Origin of the sequence: Achromobacter xylosoxidans A8, assembly GCF_000165835.1 — a bacterium.
In the GTDB taxonomy this organism is placed as follows: Bacteria; Pseudomonadota; Gammaproteobacteria; order Burkholderiales; family Burkholderiaceae_B; genus Achromobacter; species Achromobacter xylosoxidans_B.
The window spans coordinates 4,932,906-4,948,185 of sequence record NC_014640.1 but is presented as its reverse complement, the minus strand read 5'-3'; the positions used below and the strand labels follow the sequence as shown (position 1 = coordinate 4,948,185).

The 15,280-nt window shown below is 64.8% G+C and carries 17 protein-coding genes; 7 read left to right on the top strand and 10 right to left on the bottom strand.

Annotated elements, in window-relative coordinates; all coding sequences use genetic code 11:
* The first annotated feature begins 6 nt into the window (after positions 1-6).
* The 7 genes from AXYL_RS22915 (at position 7) to AXYL_RS22880 (ending at position 4,591) form a co-directional block, all read left to right on the top strand.
* The gene (locus tag AXYL_RS22915; RefSeq protein ID WP_013395249.1) at positions 7-1,218 is read left to right on the top strand and encodes a baseplate J/gp47 family protein; all 1,212 of its coding nucleotides are present in this window, start codon (positions 7-9) and stop codon (positions 1,216-1,218) included.
* On the top strand, positions 1,215-1,889 hold the full coding sequence (locus AXYL_RS22910) for a DUF2612 domain-containing protein (RefSeq protein WP_013395248.1): 675 nt from the start codon (positions 1,215-1,217) through the stop codon (positions 1,887-1,889). The genes AXYL_RS22915 and AXYL_RS22910 overlap by 4 nt, the downstream gene beginning before the upstream one ends.
* On the top strand, positions 1,879-2,931 hold the full coding sequence (locus tag AXYL_RS34110) for a hypothetical protein (protein WP_013395247.1): 1,053 nt from the start codon (positions 1,879-1,881) through the stop codon (positions 2,929-2,931). The genes AXYL_RS22910 and AXYL_RS34110 overlap by 11 nt, the downstream gene beginning before the upstream one ends.
* Before the next feature lie 5 nt (positions 2,932-2,936).
* On the top strand, positions 2,937-3,347 hold the full coding sequence (locus AXYL_RS22895) for a hypothetical protein (RefSeq protein WP_013395246.1): 411 nt from the start codon (positions 2,937-2,939) through the stop codon (positions 3,345-3,347).
* Between the two features lie 92 nt (positions 3,348-3,439).
* Entirely contained in the window at positions 3,440-3,748 is a 309-nt protein-coding gene (locus AXYL_RS22890; protein ID WP_013395245.1) for a hypothetical protein, read from the top strand.
* Positions 3,749-3,782: 34 nt separating this feature from the next.
* Positions 3,783-4,193, top strand: a complete 411-nt coding sequence (locus AXYL_RS22885; RefSeq protein ID WP_013395244.1) for a M15 family metallopeptidase — start codon at positions 3,783-3,785, stop codon at positions 4,191-4,193.
* Complete coding sequence (locus AXYL_RS22880) at positions 4,190-4,591, top strand: hypothetical protein (RefSeq protein ID WP_013395243.1); 402 nt, start codon at positions 4,190-4,192, stop codon at positions 4,589-4,591. The genes AXYL_RS22885 and AXYL_RS22880 overlap by 4 nt, the downstream gene beginning before the upstream one ends.
* A 243-nt stretch (positions 4,592-4,834) precedes the next feature.
* On the opposite strand, the gene AXYL_RS34925 is transcribed toward AXYL_RS22880, so the two are convergent.
* The 10 genes from AXYL_RS34925 to AXYL_RS22835 all read right to left on the bottom strand — a co-directional run bounded on the left by AXYL_RS34925 (position 4,835) and on the right by AXYL_RS22835 (position 15,278).
* Positions 4,835-5,086, bottom strand: a complete 252-nt coding sequence (locus AXYL_RS34925) for a hypothetical protein (protein WP_013395242.1) — start codon at positions 5,084-5,086, stop codon at positions 4,835-4,837.
* A gap of 249 nt (positions 5,087-5,335) precedes the next feature.
* A complete protein-coding gene (locus AXYL_RS22875) occupies positions 5,336-6,298 on the bottom strand; it encodes a Bug family tripartite tricarboxylate transporter substrate binding protein (RefSeq protein ID WP_013395241.1) in 963 nt (320 codons plus the stop codon).
* 126 nt (positions 6,299-6,424) lie between these two features.
* Entirely contained in the window at positions 6,425-7,603 is a 1,179-nt protein-coding gene (locus AXYL_RS22870; protein WP_148260626.1) for a CaiB/BaiF CoA transferase family protein, read from the bottom strand.
* 31 nt (positions 7,604-7,634) lie between these two features.
* Positions 7,635-8,915, bottom strand: a complete 1,281-nt coding sequence (locus tag AXYL_RS22865) for a TRAP transporter large permease (protein ID WP_013395239.1) — start codon at positions 8,913-8,915, stop codon at positions 7,635-7,637.
* Positions 8,912-9,496, bottom strand: a complete 585-nt coding sequence (locus tag AXYL_RS22860; protein ID WP_013395238.1) for a TRAP transporter small permease — start codon at positions 9,494-9,496, stop codon at positions 8,912-8,914. Before AXYL_RS22860 ends, AXYL_RS22865 begins: the two co-directional genes overlap by 4 nt.
* A 3-nt stretch (positions 9,497-9,499) precedes the next feature.
* Complete coding sequence (locus tag AXYL_RS22855; RefSeq protein WP_013395237.1) at positions 9,500-10,522, bottom strand: TRAP transporter substrate-binding protein; 1,023 nt, start codon at positions 10,520-10,522, stop codon at positions 9,500-9,502.
* 28 nt (positions 10,523-10,550) lie between these two features.
* Positions 10,551-11,519 (bottom strand): SMP-30/gluconolactonase/LRE family protein, encoded by a 969-nt coding sequence (locus AXYL_RS22850; protein ID WP_013395236.1) that lies wholly within the window; start codon positions 11,517-11,519, stop codon positions 10,551-10,553.
* A gap of 9 nt (positions 11,520-11,528) precedes the next feature.
* Positions 11,529-12,467 (bottom strand): hydroxymethylglutaryl-CoA lyase, encoded by a 939-nt coding sequence (locus AXYL_RS22845; protein ID WP_013395235.1) that lies wholly within the window; start codon positions 12,465-12,467, stop codon positions 11,529-11,531.
* Between the two features lie 189 nt (positions 12,468-12,656).
* Complete coding sequence (locus tag AXYL_RS22840) at positions 12,657-13,559, bottom strand: LysR family transcriptional regulator (RefSeq protein WP_013395234.1); 903 nt, start codon at positions 13,557-13,559, stop codon at positions 12,657-12,659.
* 69 nt (positions 13,560-13,628) lie between these two features.
* Positions 13,629-15,278, bottom strand: a complete 1,650-nt coding sequence (locus tag AXYL_RS22835) for a hypothetical protein (RefSeq protein ID WP_013395233.1) — start codon at positions 15,276-15,278, stop codon at positions 13,629-13,631.
* Positions 15,279-15,280 lie beyond the last annotated feature (2 nt).

The following is a 15,280-nucleotide window of genomic DNA, read 5'->3' as shown; positions in this document are numbered from 1 at the left end:
GAAACCATGCCGAACAACTCGAAAGTACCGCGCGTGCAGTTCACGCCGGAAGGGCTGGTGTTGCCCAACGAATCCGACATCCTGGCCGGCGTCCTGTCCGACATGGACGCCGCGTTCGGCGGCGGGCTGAATCCCGCGCTGGAAACGCCCCAGGGCCAGTTGGCCTCCAGCACCACCGCCATCATCGGCGACAAGAACAACGAATTCGCGGCCTACGTGAACCAGGTTGACCCGGCCTTCGCGCAAGGGCGCATGCAGGACGCCATCGGGCGGATCTACTTCCTGGACCGCAAGCCTGGTACGCCTACCGCCGTCATTGCCACGTGCACAGGCCTGGCGGGCGTGACCATCCCAGTGGGCGCCCGCGCCCAGGCGGTGGATGGCAATCTGTACCTGTGCACCCAGGCGGGAACCATCCCTGCCAGCGGGCGCATCGATCTTCCCTTCGCCTGCTCGGTCGATGGACCGGTGGATTGCGCGCCTGGCGCACTGAACCAGATCTATCAGGCCATCCCCGGTTGGGACTCGGTGTCGAACGCAGACGCCGCAACGGTGGGCAGCCATTTGGAAAGCAGGGCCGAGTTCGAGGAGCGCCGGCGGCAGTCGGTGGCGCTGAACGCGCGCGGCTCGATCCCCGCGATCTACGCCAATGTGGCGAACGTGGAGGGCGTCATCGATGTTTATGTGACAGAGAATGATCTCGCCGTGCCGAAGACGGTAGGCGGCGTCGTCCTGCGTCCGCATTCCATCTGGGTGGCGGTGACGGGCGGGGAGGCAGCGGATATTGCCGATGCCATCTGGCGCAAGAAGAGCAACGGTTCCGACTACAACGGCAACACCTCCTACACCATGGAGGACAAGGAGGGCTACGCCTATCCCTACCCGTCGTATGTCGTGACATGGGAAACGCCTGCGGCATTGCCCGTGCGTTTCGCGGTGCAGCTGGCTGACAACCCGGCCCTGCCATCGGACATTGTGGCTTTGACCAAGCAGGCGATCGCGGACGCCTTCAACGGCGGGGATGGCGGGCAGAGAGCGCGTATCGGTTCGACCATTTATGCGAGCCGGTTCTATGCGCCCATTTCGGTGCTGAGCCCGGCGGTCTCCATACTTTCCTTGCTTCTGGGGGCGGCAACGCCGTCGGCCGCCAGCCTGGCCGTTCCGATCAACCGCCGGCCCACGGTGACGGCCGATGATATCTCGGTGACCTTGATATGAGCGTCGCGCCGAAGCCGGGGCTGGTGGCCCGCACCCTCATCAGCCAGTACGCCAACAGTCCCACGCTGGTCCAGTTGATCAACGACATGGACGACTACATCAACCCGGACGCCGATTTCGACTCCTTCCATGACTTCGTCTGGAACGTCGAGACCGCGCAGGGCTTCGGGCTGGACATCTGGGGCAGGATCGTCGATGTCGGCCGGATGCTGACCATCCCGGGCGACGTCACCTACCTGGGGTATGACGAGGCGCTGAACTGGCAGCCCTTCGACCAGGCGCCGTTTTACACGGGCGAGCAGGCGACGCAGACGTATCGGCTGGCCGACGATGCGTATCGCACGCTGATCCTGGTCAAGGCGCTGGCCAATATTTCGGATTGCACTTCGCCCAGTTTGAACCGGCTGCTGTCGAAACTGTTTGCGGGGCGCGGGCGTTGCTACGTATCGGACACCGGAAAGATGGAGTTCCGCTATGTGTTCGAGTTTGCGCTGGCACCCCATGAGATCGCCATCCTGACTCAGTCCGGCGCGATACCCAAGCCGGCGGCGGTCCTGGCGAACATTCTGCAGGTCGATCTTTCCACCACGTTCGGATTCCACGAGGCGCTGATGCAGCCGTTCGGCTCGGGCGTATTTTTCACTTCTTCGGGGCTTATCAATGCAAGCTAGCAATGCACCCAACAAATCGGCCGTCCCGTTTGCGAACAGCGGGACGAAGAACACCATTCCTGTCGCATCGCAGACTGGAGTAACGCCCGGACTAGCGTCTTTCACCGATGGGTTTCCGCCTTTGACGATGACGCCGCTGGCGGCGGGAGGGGTTCCCCCGTATGGCGCCGATTTCAACGGGATCTTGAACTTCCTCAGTGCAGCTGTGCGTTGGGGGCAGGCCGGGGCCGGCTACTCCTACGATGTCACGTTCAGCACGGCCATAGGAGGCTATCCCAAAGGGACCGTGCTGAAGCAGGCGGCCGCGAATGGATACTGGCTGAATCTGGCTGACAACAACATGGGCAATCCCGATGCAGGCGGGGCGGACTGGATAGGGCTTCCCGCGGGCATTGCCTCTACCGCCCAGGCGCGGGCGCTGACTGATGACACGACTGCCATCACGCCACTCAAGATGGCACAAGCCTTGGCCGCCGTTACCGGGTATCAACCCTACACGTCACCCGGCGTGTATACCTTCGACAAACCGGCCGGTACGTCAAAGGTATACGTACGCGTCTATGGCGCCGGCGGAGGCGGCGCATGCGGTGTGGCCACGGCGCCAGGGCCAAGCGGCGGCGGTCAGGGTGGCTACTGGGAAGGGCTGTTTGATATCTCGGCGGTTTCGTCCGTCACTGTCACGGTCGGGGCGGGTGGCGCGGGTGGCCCGTCCGTCGGTACTAACGGCACGGCTGGCGGAGCGTCGTCGTTCGGCACTTATTGCTCGTGCGAGGGCGGCGATGGCGGTCTGCTTATCGCCAACAGTCCCGCAGGGGGGATCGTGGCAGGAACGACGGGTTTCGGGTGGCGGGGCGCATACGGTAATTGCCCGCAGTACGGGAGTGGAACGGCGCCCCTCTACGGGGGCGCCGGCGGCGGCGGATGGTCGCCGTTCGCGGGCGCTGACCCGAGCCGTGTTCCTGCGCCTGGCATGGGCGGCGGTGGGCGCATTGCCACTGCCGGCGCGGCAGGCGCCCATGGCGCCGTTCTTATTCAATGGTGAGAGATATGAGACAAATTTGGGCGCATATTCAGGGTGGCGTGGTCGCTGAACTGACCGACGTCGATCCCATGGGGCGATTCCATCCCGACTTCATTTGGGTGGGCGTGAGCGGAGAAGTCATGATTGGCGACTCGTTCAATGACGGAAATTTCTCTCGACCGGAGCCATCGCCTCTGCCTGTCAAGACACGCTACACCTCAAGGGAATTCGTTCGCCGTTTTTCCATGGACGAGCAGTTGGCAATCCGCCAGGCGCAACTTGCCGACATGGAAGTCGGCCTTGTCTACGACGATTTCAACCGGGCGGACTTCATCGACCTGGAGGACCCAGCCGTCGCTGCGGGGATCGATCTGTACGTCAGCAAAGGTTTGCTGCTGCCGAAGCGGCGCGATGAGCTTCTTGCGCCAGATATCTGACCGTTCCATGGCGTACAGATGTCTTCAATACCATCTGGTGTATGCACAGGCCGCGCTTCGCGGGGTCATTTCTTTTCCAAAAGGAGGCGAAATTGAACGTCCAAGATTTCGATGCCCTTGCGGCAAAGTTCGCCGGCGTTCTGGGGGCCGCTGTTTCGATGCGCTATTTGCAAGGATCGTGGCCGGCCAGGCTGAGCATGGCCGGAAGCGGTTCGCTGGTGGCGTATTACGCGGCCCCGTATCTATCGCTGCTGCTGGAGATTCCGGAAGGCCTTGCCGGGTTCTTGACTGGCATGTTCGGCATGGCCGTCGTCTCTCGCGGATGGGATGTGGTGCAGGCTGTTCCCATAGGCGCGTTGTGGCAGGCCGTGATCGACCGAGTGCGCGGCAGAGGGGCCTGACGTGCATCGTTCTATTCATCCGGAGAGCTCATCCGTGAGCGCGTTTCAGCTATCACTACGCAGCGTGGATCGCCTCGTCGGTGTGCATCCCGACCTGGTCGCGATTGTCAAACTGGCGATTCAACGAACGCTGACCGATTTCATCGTGATCGAGGGAGTCCGAACCATAGCGCGGCAACGCGAGAATGTGGCCAAGGGCGCCAGCCTGACGATGGCCAGCTACCACTTGCCGCAGGCGGATGGCTGGAGCCATGCCGTGGACCTTGCCCCTCTGATTGATGGGGCGATTCCCTGGAGCAACTGGCAGGCCTTTGTCGATCTGGCCGTTGTGGTCAAAGCATGCGCAGCGGAACTCGCGGTTCCCGTGGAATGGGGTGGCGACTGGAAGACGCTCAAGGACGGACCGCATTTCCAGATTCCGCGCGATTGGAAAGGGAGCGCGTGATTCCATCCCTGCGCGCCTTGGCGCCGTACCTGATCGGAGCGACCTTAGTGGTCGTCATCGTCCTGGGCGTGCGTTGGTATGGCGCCAACCAATACCAGGCCGGCATCGACCAGGCAAACGCCGATCACGCACTGGCCGAGCTCGCCGAGTTCAAGCGGCAGACGGCACGTCTGGGCGGGATCTCCGACACCCTGGAGGGCGCGCTCGCTGCGCTGCGCAACACCGCTCCCAAGACCATCGAGAGGTATACCCGTGTCGAAGTCCAAAGCCCTCTGCCTGCTGGCTGCCGCATTGACGCTGAGCGGCTGCGGTACATCAACGCAGCCGGCCGCCTCGCCAATTCTGCCGGCCAATCTGGCGCAGCCGTGTCCACCAGTGCCCGAGGTGACCAGCGATAGCTGGGATGATCTGGCGCGCAGCTATATGGCTTTGGCTGTTCAGTATGGGGAGTGCGCGGCACGGCATCGCGCGGTGGTGCAGGCGTGGGAAAGTTCCTAATGCGGCCTGACCATTCGTTTGAAGGCGCCGCCTTGCAAAAGAGCATGGAGATTGTCGAGAGCAGTCCGGCAGGCCGTTGCTCCGGACCGTCTTTCACCACCCCAAGCAAAAGCCCGCAAGCGCAAGCCGCGGGCTTTTCATTCCTACCCTTCAAAAGGATTCTTCTTCTTCCTGCGATTCACCGGCCGGAGGATTTCACCTGATTTGAGCCGGTACACGTCCTTACCCTCCCAGATCACGGTGCCGCCGGTGGACAGGCGGCATTGCAGCACTATGTGTGGATCGGGACTGTCGTCCGTCGCGGGTTCTTGAATGATATGTCGCTCGATCCGGTATTGGTCTCCAGCTGCCGAGACCGCAATCACATCCTCCAGTCGTCTACATGAGATTGACATGATGAGCCTCCTTCACTGCGCCACGTTGAAACCTGTGGTGCCGAGGTCATCGTCTCGATTGGCCGTATCGCTGTCAATGCTGCTGGGGCCCATCATCCAAGCGTATGCACGGCGCTTCCCCAGGGAGCGTCGTGCATACGCATGAGGCGGTGCATGCGTTTGATCTAGGCTGTTTTCAAGGCCGGGCGGGCGTTGAAATGAAGTCGCGGTTTGATGTATCGGCGGTCGCCGCGGAGCCTGGATCCGACCTTATTCAAGCTTCACATTGGCGGACTGAATGACGCCGCGCCACTTCTTGTAGTCTGCCGCGATGGTCTGCGAGAACTGCGCGGGTGTGGTGGGCATGGCAGTTGCGCCTTGCGCCGCCAGCGCGTCCTGCACATCCTTCAGCGCGAGGATCTTGTTGAGCTCCGTGTTCAGCGTCTGGATGATGGGCTTGGGCGTGTTCGCGGGGGCCAGCAGTCCGTACCAGACGCGCACGTCGAAATCGGGATAGCCGGATTCAGCGATGGTGGGTACGTCGGGCATCGCCGGGCTGCGCTTGAGCGAGGTCACCGCCAGCGGAATGGCGCTGCCGGCCTTGATCTGCGGCGCGGCCGAGGGGATGGACGTGAAGATGACGGGCACCTGGCCGCCGAGCAGGTCGGCCATGGCCGGCCCCGATCCCTTGTAGGGCACGTGGACGAGCTTGATGCCTGCCTGGAGCTGCAGCAGTTCGGCGGCCAGGTGGGTGATGGTGCCTGCTCCCGGCGAGCCGTAGTTGATCGTTCCCGGCGCCTTCTTGGCGGCAGCGATCAGGTCCTTGAGGGATTTGTACGGACCGTTCTTGCCGGCCACGACCACCAGCGGGGCTTCGCCGACGATGCCGATGGGCTCGAAGTCCTTGACCGGGTCATAGGCCAGCTTGGCGTAGAGCGAGGGGGCCACGGCCAGGTTGTCGACCTGGCCCATGACGATCTCGTAGCCGTCCGGCTTGGCGCGCGCGGCGGTGGTGATGCCTATGGTGCCGCCGGCGCCGGGACGGTTCTCGGCGACGACGTTCCATTTGACCGAGTCGGACAGCTTGGCGGCGACGGTGCGCGACAGGAAGTCGGTGCCGCCGCCAGGGGTGAACGGCACGATGACCCGTATGGGCTGGTTCGGGTACTGCTGTGCAGCGGCGGGGGCGCAGGCGGCGAGCGCGCAGGCCGAGAGCATAAGGGCACGTAGCATGGTTGTGGTCTCCATTCCTTGGTGGGCGCGTCCGGTCGTGAGCGCCAGACGTCGGTTACTGCGGATGCTGCTGATGCGTACTGCGGGTTCGGTTGCCGCGGGCGGCGACAAATAAGGCCATGGTGGCTAGACGGCTCCTGTCTCGCGTAGTTCCCGGATCCGGTCGCGGGACAGGCCCAGTTCCTCCAGGACCGCGTCGGTGTCCGCGCCCAGCGCGGGCGCGGCGCTGCGGGCCTGGCAGGGGGCCTCGGCGAATTTGATGGGAAAGCCCAGCATACGCACTTGCTGGCCGTCGGGATGCGGGACGTCGATCGCCATTTGCTGGTCCGCCACCTGCGGATCGTCGAAGACTTCCTGCAGGTTCAACACTTGCCCGCAAGGCACGCCATACTGGTTCAGACGTTCGATCCAATAGTGGCTGTCCCTCTGGCGGGTGCGAGCTTCGATGGCGCTCTTGATGGAGGCGCGGTTCAGCATGCGGTCGGCGTTGGCCCGGAAATCCGGATGCGCGCGCAGTTCGGGCAGTTCCAGCGCGTCCAGCAGTTTCTCGTACATGGCGTCGTTGGACGGAGCGATCGCGACCTGGCCGTCGGCGGTCTCGAACAGCCCGTAGGGCGCGACGATGCCGTGGTCATTGCCGGTGCGCGGGGGCAGCTCGCCGCTGGCGAAGTAGTTCGACGCCTGGAAGCTGAGCAGTCCTATCATGCTGGACAGCAGGCTGACGCTGATGGAGTCGCCGCGGCCGGTGCGTTCGCGGCGCAACAGCGCGGCGACCACGCCCAGCGCGCCGTTCAGGCCGGCGACCAGATCGCTGATGGGCGGGCCGGCGCGCATGGGCGGATCGTCCTCGCCGCCGTTCAGGCTCATGAAGCCGCTCATGGCTTGAGCGATGAAGTCGAACGCGGGCCGGTCGCGATAGGGACCGGAGGTGCCGAAGCCGTTGATGCTGCAATGGATGATGTCCGGCCGCAGGGCTTTCAGGGCCTCGTCGCCGAAGCCCATCTTGTCCATGATGCCGGGTCGGTAGTTCTCGACCACGACGTCGCAATGCGGTATCAGCTGGCGCAGGATGTCCTTGCCTTCCGCGCTGTACAGGTCCAGCGTCACCGAGCGTTTATTGCGGTTGTAGTTGGCGAAGTACCAGCTCAGGCCGTCCTTGACCACCCCCTGGCGGCGGATCGGGTCGCCCTCGCCGGGGGCTTCGATCTTGATCACTTCTGCGCCCATGTCGGCGAGGATGGAGGTGCAGTACGGTCCCGAGATGATGCGGGTCAGGTCCAGGACGCGGATTCCGGTAAGTGGCATGGTGTGCATCTGCTCAGATTTTGGTTTTCGGTCAGCCGCCCAGTCCTGGCAGCCATAAGGTCAGTGGAGGAAAGGCGCAGATCAGCGCAAGCACGATCAGCGACCAGATGAAGAAGGGAATGATCTCGCGCACGATGGGGCCTATTGGAGTGCGGCCCACGGCGGATGTGACGAACAGCAGGATGCCGACAGGCGGGGTCAGCATGCCCGTCATCAGGTTCAGGATCAGGATCATGGCGTACTGGATGGGGTCCATGCCCAGCTGGACTCCGATAGGCAGCAGCGCCGGCAAGGTGATGATCATCGCCGGCAGCGGCTCCAGGATCTTGCCCACCAGGATCAGGAACACGTTCACCGTCAACAGCACGACCCAGGGCTGGTCGGAAATGCCCAGTATGCCCTGGGCGATGGTGGCCGCCACGCGCGACTCGCTGATCAGCCAGCTGAACGGCCCGGCGGCTGCCAGCAGGAACAGGACCACCGCCATGGTGCGTCCGGCCGAGTAGAACGCCGACCCCAGTTCGCCCGGCTTCAGTTCCCGGTACACGGCCAGGCCTACGAGCAGGGCGTACATGGCAACGAACGCGGCCGCCTCGGTGTCGGTCAGGAGGCCGAAGCGTATGCCGGCGATGATCAGGACCGGCATCATCAGCGCCCAGATGGAGGCGCGCGTGACCTTGGCCCGTTCGGGCCAACTGGCCCGTGGACGCGATTTGTAGCCGTGCCGCCGCGCCTGCCAGGCGCAAATCGCCATGTAGCCTGCCAGCAGCATGAAGCCGGGAATGATGCCGGCCAGGAACAGGCGGATGATGGAGAGGTTGGCCAGCACCGCGTACACGATCATCGGGATCGACGGCGGCAGGATGGGGCCCAGCATGGCGCCGCAGGCGATGACGGCCTCGGGATAGCCGCGCCGGTAGCCCTCCCGCTTCATCGAGGGGATCATCGCGGTGCCGATGGCGCTTGCATCCGCCACGGCGGAACCGCTGATGCCGGCCATGACCAGGTTGGTGGTCAGGGACACTTGCGACAGGCTGCCGCGCATGTGTCCGACCATGGCCATGGACCAGTTGATGAGCCGCAGCGTGACGCCGCCGCGGTTCATGAGTTCGCCCGCCAGGATGAACAGCGGAATCGCGACCAGCGCGGTCTCGTCTATGCCGCCCAGCATCGAGAGCGGAGCCTGCGCGATATCGACCCCGCCGCCGCCCTTGAACAGCATGCCGATCAGGGCCGCGGTGATCATGGCGAAGCCTATGTCCAGCCCCACCAGGATGAGCACAACGAAAAGCACGACGGAGAAGAGGATCATGGATGCGTTCCCGAAGCGTCGAGCTCGTCGTGCGCGAAGGCGTCATGCGGCGGGGGAGCGTTGGGGATCAGCAGGCGCAAGGCGAGGAACAGCATGAAGAACACCATGCCCACGGTCAGCGAGGCGTAGCTGACCGCGTAGGTGAACGGCGTCCCCACGATGTCCTGGAAGTTCCCCACGGCGACCACGTCCAGGCCCTTGTAGAACAGGGTCGCTGCCAGTGCCAGCAGCAGGACATCGAACAGGCGGTCGCGCGCGCGCCGCAAGCGTTCCGGCAAATGGCGGTCGATGATGTCTATCACCACGTTGCGGCGTTCGCGCAGGGCCATGGCGGCGCCGACGAACGCACACCACAGCATGCCTATGCGGGCGACCTGGTCCCAGGCGTCGAACTGCGTTTTCAGCAGATACCGGTCCAGTACCTGGGCGAAGCAGAACACCAGGATCATGGCCAGGGTGAGGGCGACAGCGAGCCGGCCGATCCAGCACACGGTGCGGTCGGCTCGCAGGACCAGGCCGCGCCAGCCGGATGTGGCGTGAACCGCCGGGCGTACCGTCGTCGCGGGCATGGGCGCGGTCATCTGCTACTCCTGCATCTTCTGGATGCGCTCGACCATACCGGCCGGCCAATCCTTGCCTTCGTACTGCTGATAGACGGTGGCCAGGGCCGCCTTGAACGCGGCCTTGTCGGGCTGCGTGTACGTGACGCCGGCTTGCTTCAGGATCTTGACCGCGTTGTCGTCCAGTTCCTGGTCGAGCTTGGTGGCGACCTTGCCGCCGGCCTTGGCTGCCTCGGTCAGCGCCTGGCGCTGCTTGGCGTCCAGGCTTTGCCAGACGCGCTCGGAAATGAACCAGCCGGTCAACTCGTAGGCGTGATCCGTGGCCGCCCAATACTTGGCTTCTTCATGGAAGCGCAGCGGAATCGACAGGTCGAAGCCATTGTCCTGGCCGTCTATCATGCCGCGGCCCAGCGCGGTGTAGATCTCGGTCATGCCCAGCGGCACGACCTGCGCGCCGAGCTTCTCGAAGGTGGTTTTCAGGATGGGAATGGACGGAACGCGCAGCTTGAGGCCCTTGACGTCCTCGGGCTTGTTGATCGGGCGCGACACGGTTTGCAGCGCGCGCGGCGAGCGTATGCCGAAGGCCGCGAATACCCGGACCCCGGATTTCTTGGCCACGTCGTCGAAGATCTGGGCGAACTCGTCGCTGTTGATGATGCGCTCGGCCTGTTCGCCGCTCTTGAACAGATAAGGCGCGTACAGGATGTTCAGCGGCTGGGCGCCGCGCAGGAACACGACGGAGCCCAGGCCGAAGTAGCCCATGTCCAGGGTGCCTAATTGCATGGAAGACAGGATCTTGCTGATGTCGCCCAATTGCCCATCTGTGTAGATGTGCACTTGCAGGTCGTTCTGGGATTGCTTGGCGGCTTCCTCGGCGAAGGCGCGCATGGCGTGGTCCCAGGGGCTGTTGGACGCGGCGATGGTCGCGATCTTCATTTCCCGCGCCTGCGCCTCGTCCATGGGCGCGAACACCCCGGCGAGGGTTACCGACAGCGCCAGCAGGGATGCCGAGGCGCGGACCAGGAACGACGAGTGTTTTTTGTTCATGATGTCTCCTCCGGAATGCGGATCCGGCCTACCAGTTCCAGTGCACGGGCTTGATGCCCGCTACCAGCGAATCGAACACCGCCAGGCTTGAACCATTGATGCAGCCCATGTATGCGGTCTTGCGGTCGGGGCCGCCGAACGCCAGGCTGGTGATGTTCTGCAGCCGCTTGCTGTGGTTGTCGTAGACCATGGGGCGGCTCAGGCGGTTGGCCAGGTACTCGGCCTCCAGCCGATCGATGTGCGCGGCGTCGCCGTCTTCCAGCACGAGCTGCTGCTCCCCTTTGGGGCTGACTCGTATCACCCGGTTGGAGACCACGCTGACCACCCAGATGTGGCCTTCTTCATCGACCGCCATGCCGTCGGGATAGGTGCCCTTGCCGAACTCCGTGATGACCGTGCGTTCGCTGAGGTCGCCGTTGGCGCCGATGCGAAAGCGCAGCAGGCGCCGGCCGAAGGTTTCGTTGACGTACAGGTGCGTGCCCGCGGGATCGGTACGGCATTCGTTGGTCCAATGCACGTCCTGCGCGACGATGCGCGTGCCATTTTCATCATGCAGGGCGATGAAGCCGTCGGCGATGTCGCGGCGGAACTGGTGGTCGCCGCGGCGCACGGTGCTGACGCAGATCCACAGACGTTCACGGTCGTCCAGCCAGACGAAGTTGACGCTGGGCAGGCCCACGCCGTCGATCTCCATGATGTGAGGCGCGGCGGCGCCGTCGCGCTGCACGCGCCAGACGCCGCCGTCGTCGGCCAGGTTCGCCACGGCGAACGAGCCGTCGCGCAGCAGCGCGAAGCCGTTGGGGATCAGGCCAGGCTGGGCGCCGATCAGGCGGGCGTTGCCGTTGGGCAGGATGTGGCGTATGCCACCGGCCTTGTCCGACACGTAGAGATCGCCCGCCGCGGTGCTCAGCACGCATTCGGGGCGGTTCAGGTTGACGCCGGTCTCGCGCACGGCCGAGAGGCCGAGCAGCGCGTCGCGATTCGATTCTCTGTCCATGCGGCCTCCTTAACCGATCGCGCCGGCGGCGACGTTGTAGTCGTGCAGACGCAGGCGCGGCCCCGCCTTCATCAGCTGGCCGGGCAGGCCGCGGCCGACGATGCCTTCCAGCCGCTGGGCCACCTTGATCAGCGCGCCCAGGTCGATGCCGCTGTCCACACCCATCTCGTCGAGCAGGTAGACCAGGTCTTCGGTGCAGATGTTGCCGGTGGCGCCGGGTGCGAACGGACAGCCGCCCAGCCCCGCCAGCGAGGATTCGTAAGAGGTGATGCCGGCGCGCAGGCCTTCCACCACATTCACCAGACCGATGCCGCGCGTGTTGTGGAAGTGCAGCGAGATCTTGACGTCGGGATGATCGGCGCGCAGCGCTTCCACCGTGCTGCGCACCAGTTTGGGCGTGGCCATGCCGGTGGTGTCTCCCAGCGTCACGGCGTCGAAGCCCTGCCGGACGAAATGGTCGAAGATGGTCCGGATGCGGCCCAGGTCGACGTCGCCGTCGAAGGGGCAACCGAAGGCGACGGCGATCGCGCCCTTGCGCTTGATCGGATGGCCCTTCAGCAGTTGCGCGATGTCCTCGATGTCGCGCAGCGACTGTTCGACGGGACGGTTCAGGTTCTTGGTGTTGTGGCTTTCGGTGGCGGACAGGAACACGACGATCTCGTCGGCCTGCGATTGCAGCGCGCGTTCGACGCCCTTGCGGTTGGGTGCCAGCGCGCCCAGCACCACGCCGGGGCGCTTGCGCACGCCCTGCAGCACTTCCTGGGCGTCGCGCATCTGCGGCACGGCGCGCGGCGAGACGAAGGACGTGGCTTCGAAGTGCCGCACGCCTGCATCTATCAACGCGTTCAGGATCTGGATTTTGGTGTCGGTGGGCACGAATTCGGACTCGATCTGCAGTCCGTCGCGCAGGCCGACTTCCACGATTTCGACTCGGTCTGGAAGGCTCACGGCTTCGGTCTCCTGGCGCCCGGATCCTGCGCCCGCAGGGGCCTTGCGCGGCGATGTCCGGGACATGGGTTGTCGGCCACCATCTTCTGCGATGGGACCCAGGCAGGACAAATCGTGAATCTTCGGCGGGGTATCGCGAAATGCGATGGCTGGAGCCGGATGCTTCGCGCGCGGGCAGACCTGGTTGCCTTATTGCTGCGTTGCGGCTTGCACGATCAGGTGATCCAGCAGCAGCCGGGCGGCTCCCGACAGCGATTCGTTGCTGCGCACGCACAATTTCAATTGGCGGCGCGCCCAGGCATCGGTCAGCGGAATGATGCAAAGCTCGTCACACACGTACGCGGACAGAGCCTTGGTGGGCACGATGCCTATCCCCAGGTCCGCGCGCACCATGGATACCAGTGCGTCATAGGATGTGACCTGGAAGCGCAGCCGCAGCGAGCGGTTCATGGAGGCAGCCTCGCGCGTGAACAGATAGTTCGCGGCGCTGCCCCGGTGCATGCCTACGTGGTCGTAATCCAGCGTATCGGCGAACGACACCTGCAGGTGCCGCGATAGAGGGTGTCCCGCTGGCGCGACCAACGCCATGACGTCGCGATGGTAGGGAAAGATATCCAGTCCGATCTCGTCATCGGACTGTGTGTAGACGCCGATGTCGGCAGCGTTGTCGATCACGGCACGCGTGACGCCGGCGCTGACGGATTCCTCCAGATCGATCTGCACGTTGGGATGCTGCGTCAGGAAGCGGCGCAGTTCCATGGGCAGGAACTGGGCGATGGAGGACAGGTTCGCCGCGACGCGCACGCGGCCGCGCAAGCCGGTGGAGTAGTCGCGGATCTCCGCGGCCAGATCCTGGGTTTGATGCAGCAGGGTGCGTGCGCGCCGCGCCAGCGCATGCGCGGCGCTGGTCGGCTCCACGCCGCGCGCATGGCGCTGGAACAGCGGCACGTCCAGGACGCGTTCGAGCTCGGACAAGCGCTTGGAAAGCGCGGATGGCGCGATGTGCTCGCGCGTGGCGGCAGCGGCGATGCTGCCTTCCTCCAGCACTGCCAGGAACACCTGCAGGGTATATAGATCCAGACGAGGAGTCATGGGTAGCCGCGTATAGACACGTTCGCGAGGATAGCGGGTGTCTCGCGCGGCGGACCTAGGGGATTACGCCTAGCCGATTTCCACCCAGCCCGACGCCGCGTCCTGCGCCAGCAGCTCGCCGATGGTGGTTACGGCTATCCGGCCGTCGGCTGTTCCCAGAGCCAGTTGTTCGCCCTGCGCGTCCATGGCGTGGACCAGCGTAGGCAGACCGTCCAACCGCATTGCGGCGCGCAGCCGGACTGCGCCCGAGGCGGCGTCCAGCAGCAACAGGCCACCGTCCAGAAATGCGGCCGCGATCAGTCCGGGGCGGGGCAGGAATATGACCGCGCTGGCCGACGCGGTGGTTGGATGGCGCCAGAGTTCGCGGTCGCGGTCCAGCGGCTTGCGGTATATGAAGCCGGCGCAGGCGACGTGGACGGCGGGAGAGTAATGCCGGCCGCTGACGACCAGGCCGGCGCCTTGCTTATCCTCGACATAGCAGCCGCAAAGCTCCATGGCGTGGCTGTCGGGCTTGCCGTTGGCCTTGAGCACGGGCCAAAGCGGTTTGACCTGGCCATCGGGCGCGACCATGCACAGGCGCTTGGCCTCGTGGGAGCTTGCCGGCGTGCCCTGCACGCAGAACAGCGACGGTGCGCCGCTGATGCGGATGTAGTGATTGAAGCAGTCGTAGTGTCCCAGGTCCACGCGCCGTTCGGCGCCTGAATGCAGGTCGCGCAACCGGTCCTGCGCGTTCCTGGCCGCGGGGACGCGGTTCATGCGGCCCAGCAATATGCCGGGAGCTGATGCCGAGAATGTGAACTCGCCGTCGTACTCGGCGACGAGGTTCAGTCCTTCGTCCGTCAGCGAGTAAAGCCTGGAGTCCTGGCGCCATGTCATGCCGGGCCGGTTCGAAGGCTCCACGACGTGCACGTGGATGCCCGCCGCCCGGATGATCTCGGTTCCGTATCCGGCGCCCGTGTATGTTGCTATCGGGCCGCCGCCGGTGTCATGGATCTCGAGCAGGCAACCGTCGTGCGCCACGGCGATGCGTTGGTGGTCCAGCCAGGCGAGATCGCGGATCGCGCCCCGGTTCGCCAGCTCGGGCAGACCGAGCCATTGCGCAAGGCGGGCCTGGGGCGCCGGCGTGTCGGCGGACGGCTCGTCCGCTGACGAACCCCCATCGCGGGAGAGTTCCAGATCCTTGGAGCAGGGCGAGGACCAGCTCGCTTGGTCGTAGGGGATGCGCACCGCAAACAGGGTGTTGAACGCGGCGTCGTGTACGTCCTCGGGCAGTCCCTCCCACTCCTCGTCCCAGGGCCGGACCCACGCTTCGATCTGGTCGCCGGCGGCGTTGTAGGCGCAGCGCACGACTTCGGGGATGCGGTTGAAGAATCGCTGCCGCCGGCCGCTATGCCAGTCCCAGGCGAGCAGGTCGCCTTCGAACAGGTAGCCGCCGTCATAGCTGCCGGCGCCAATCGCAACGACGCTCTGGGCCGGATGGAAGGCCACGTCGTTGACGGGGAAGCGCAGATCGTCGAGGGCGGCGAAAGGGGCGAGGCCGCCGCGGCGGTACAGGGCGACGCGGTATCGCAAGGCTTGCCCGCCATAAGCGGCGCGCGCACGCGGATTCGCCAGCAAGGGAAATTCGGAAGCCACGGCGGCGATTTCGCCGGTCGGGTCGAAAAAAACTCCGGTAATCTTGCCGCTGCCTCGCAGCAGCGGATCCGTGATCATGGCCATTG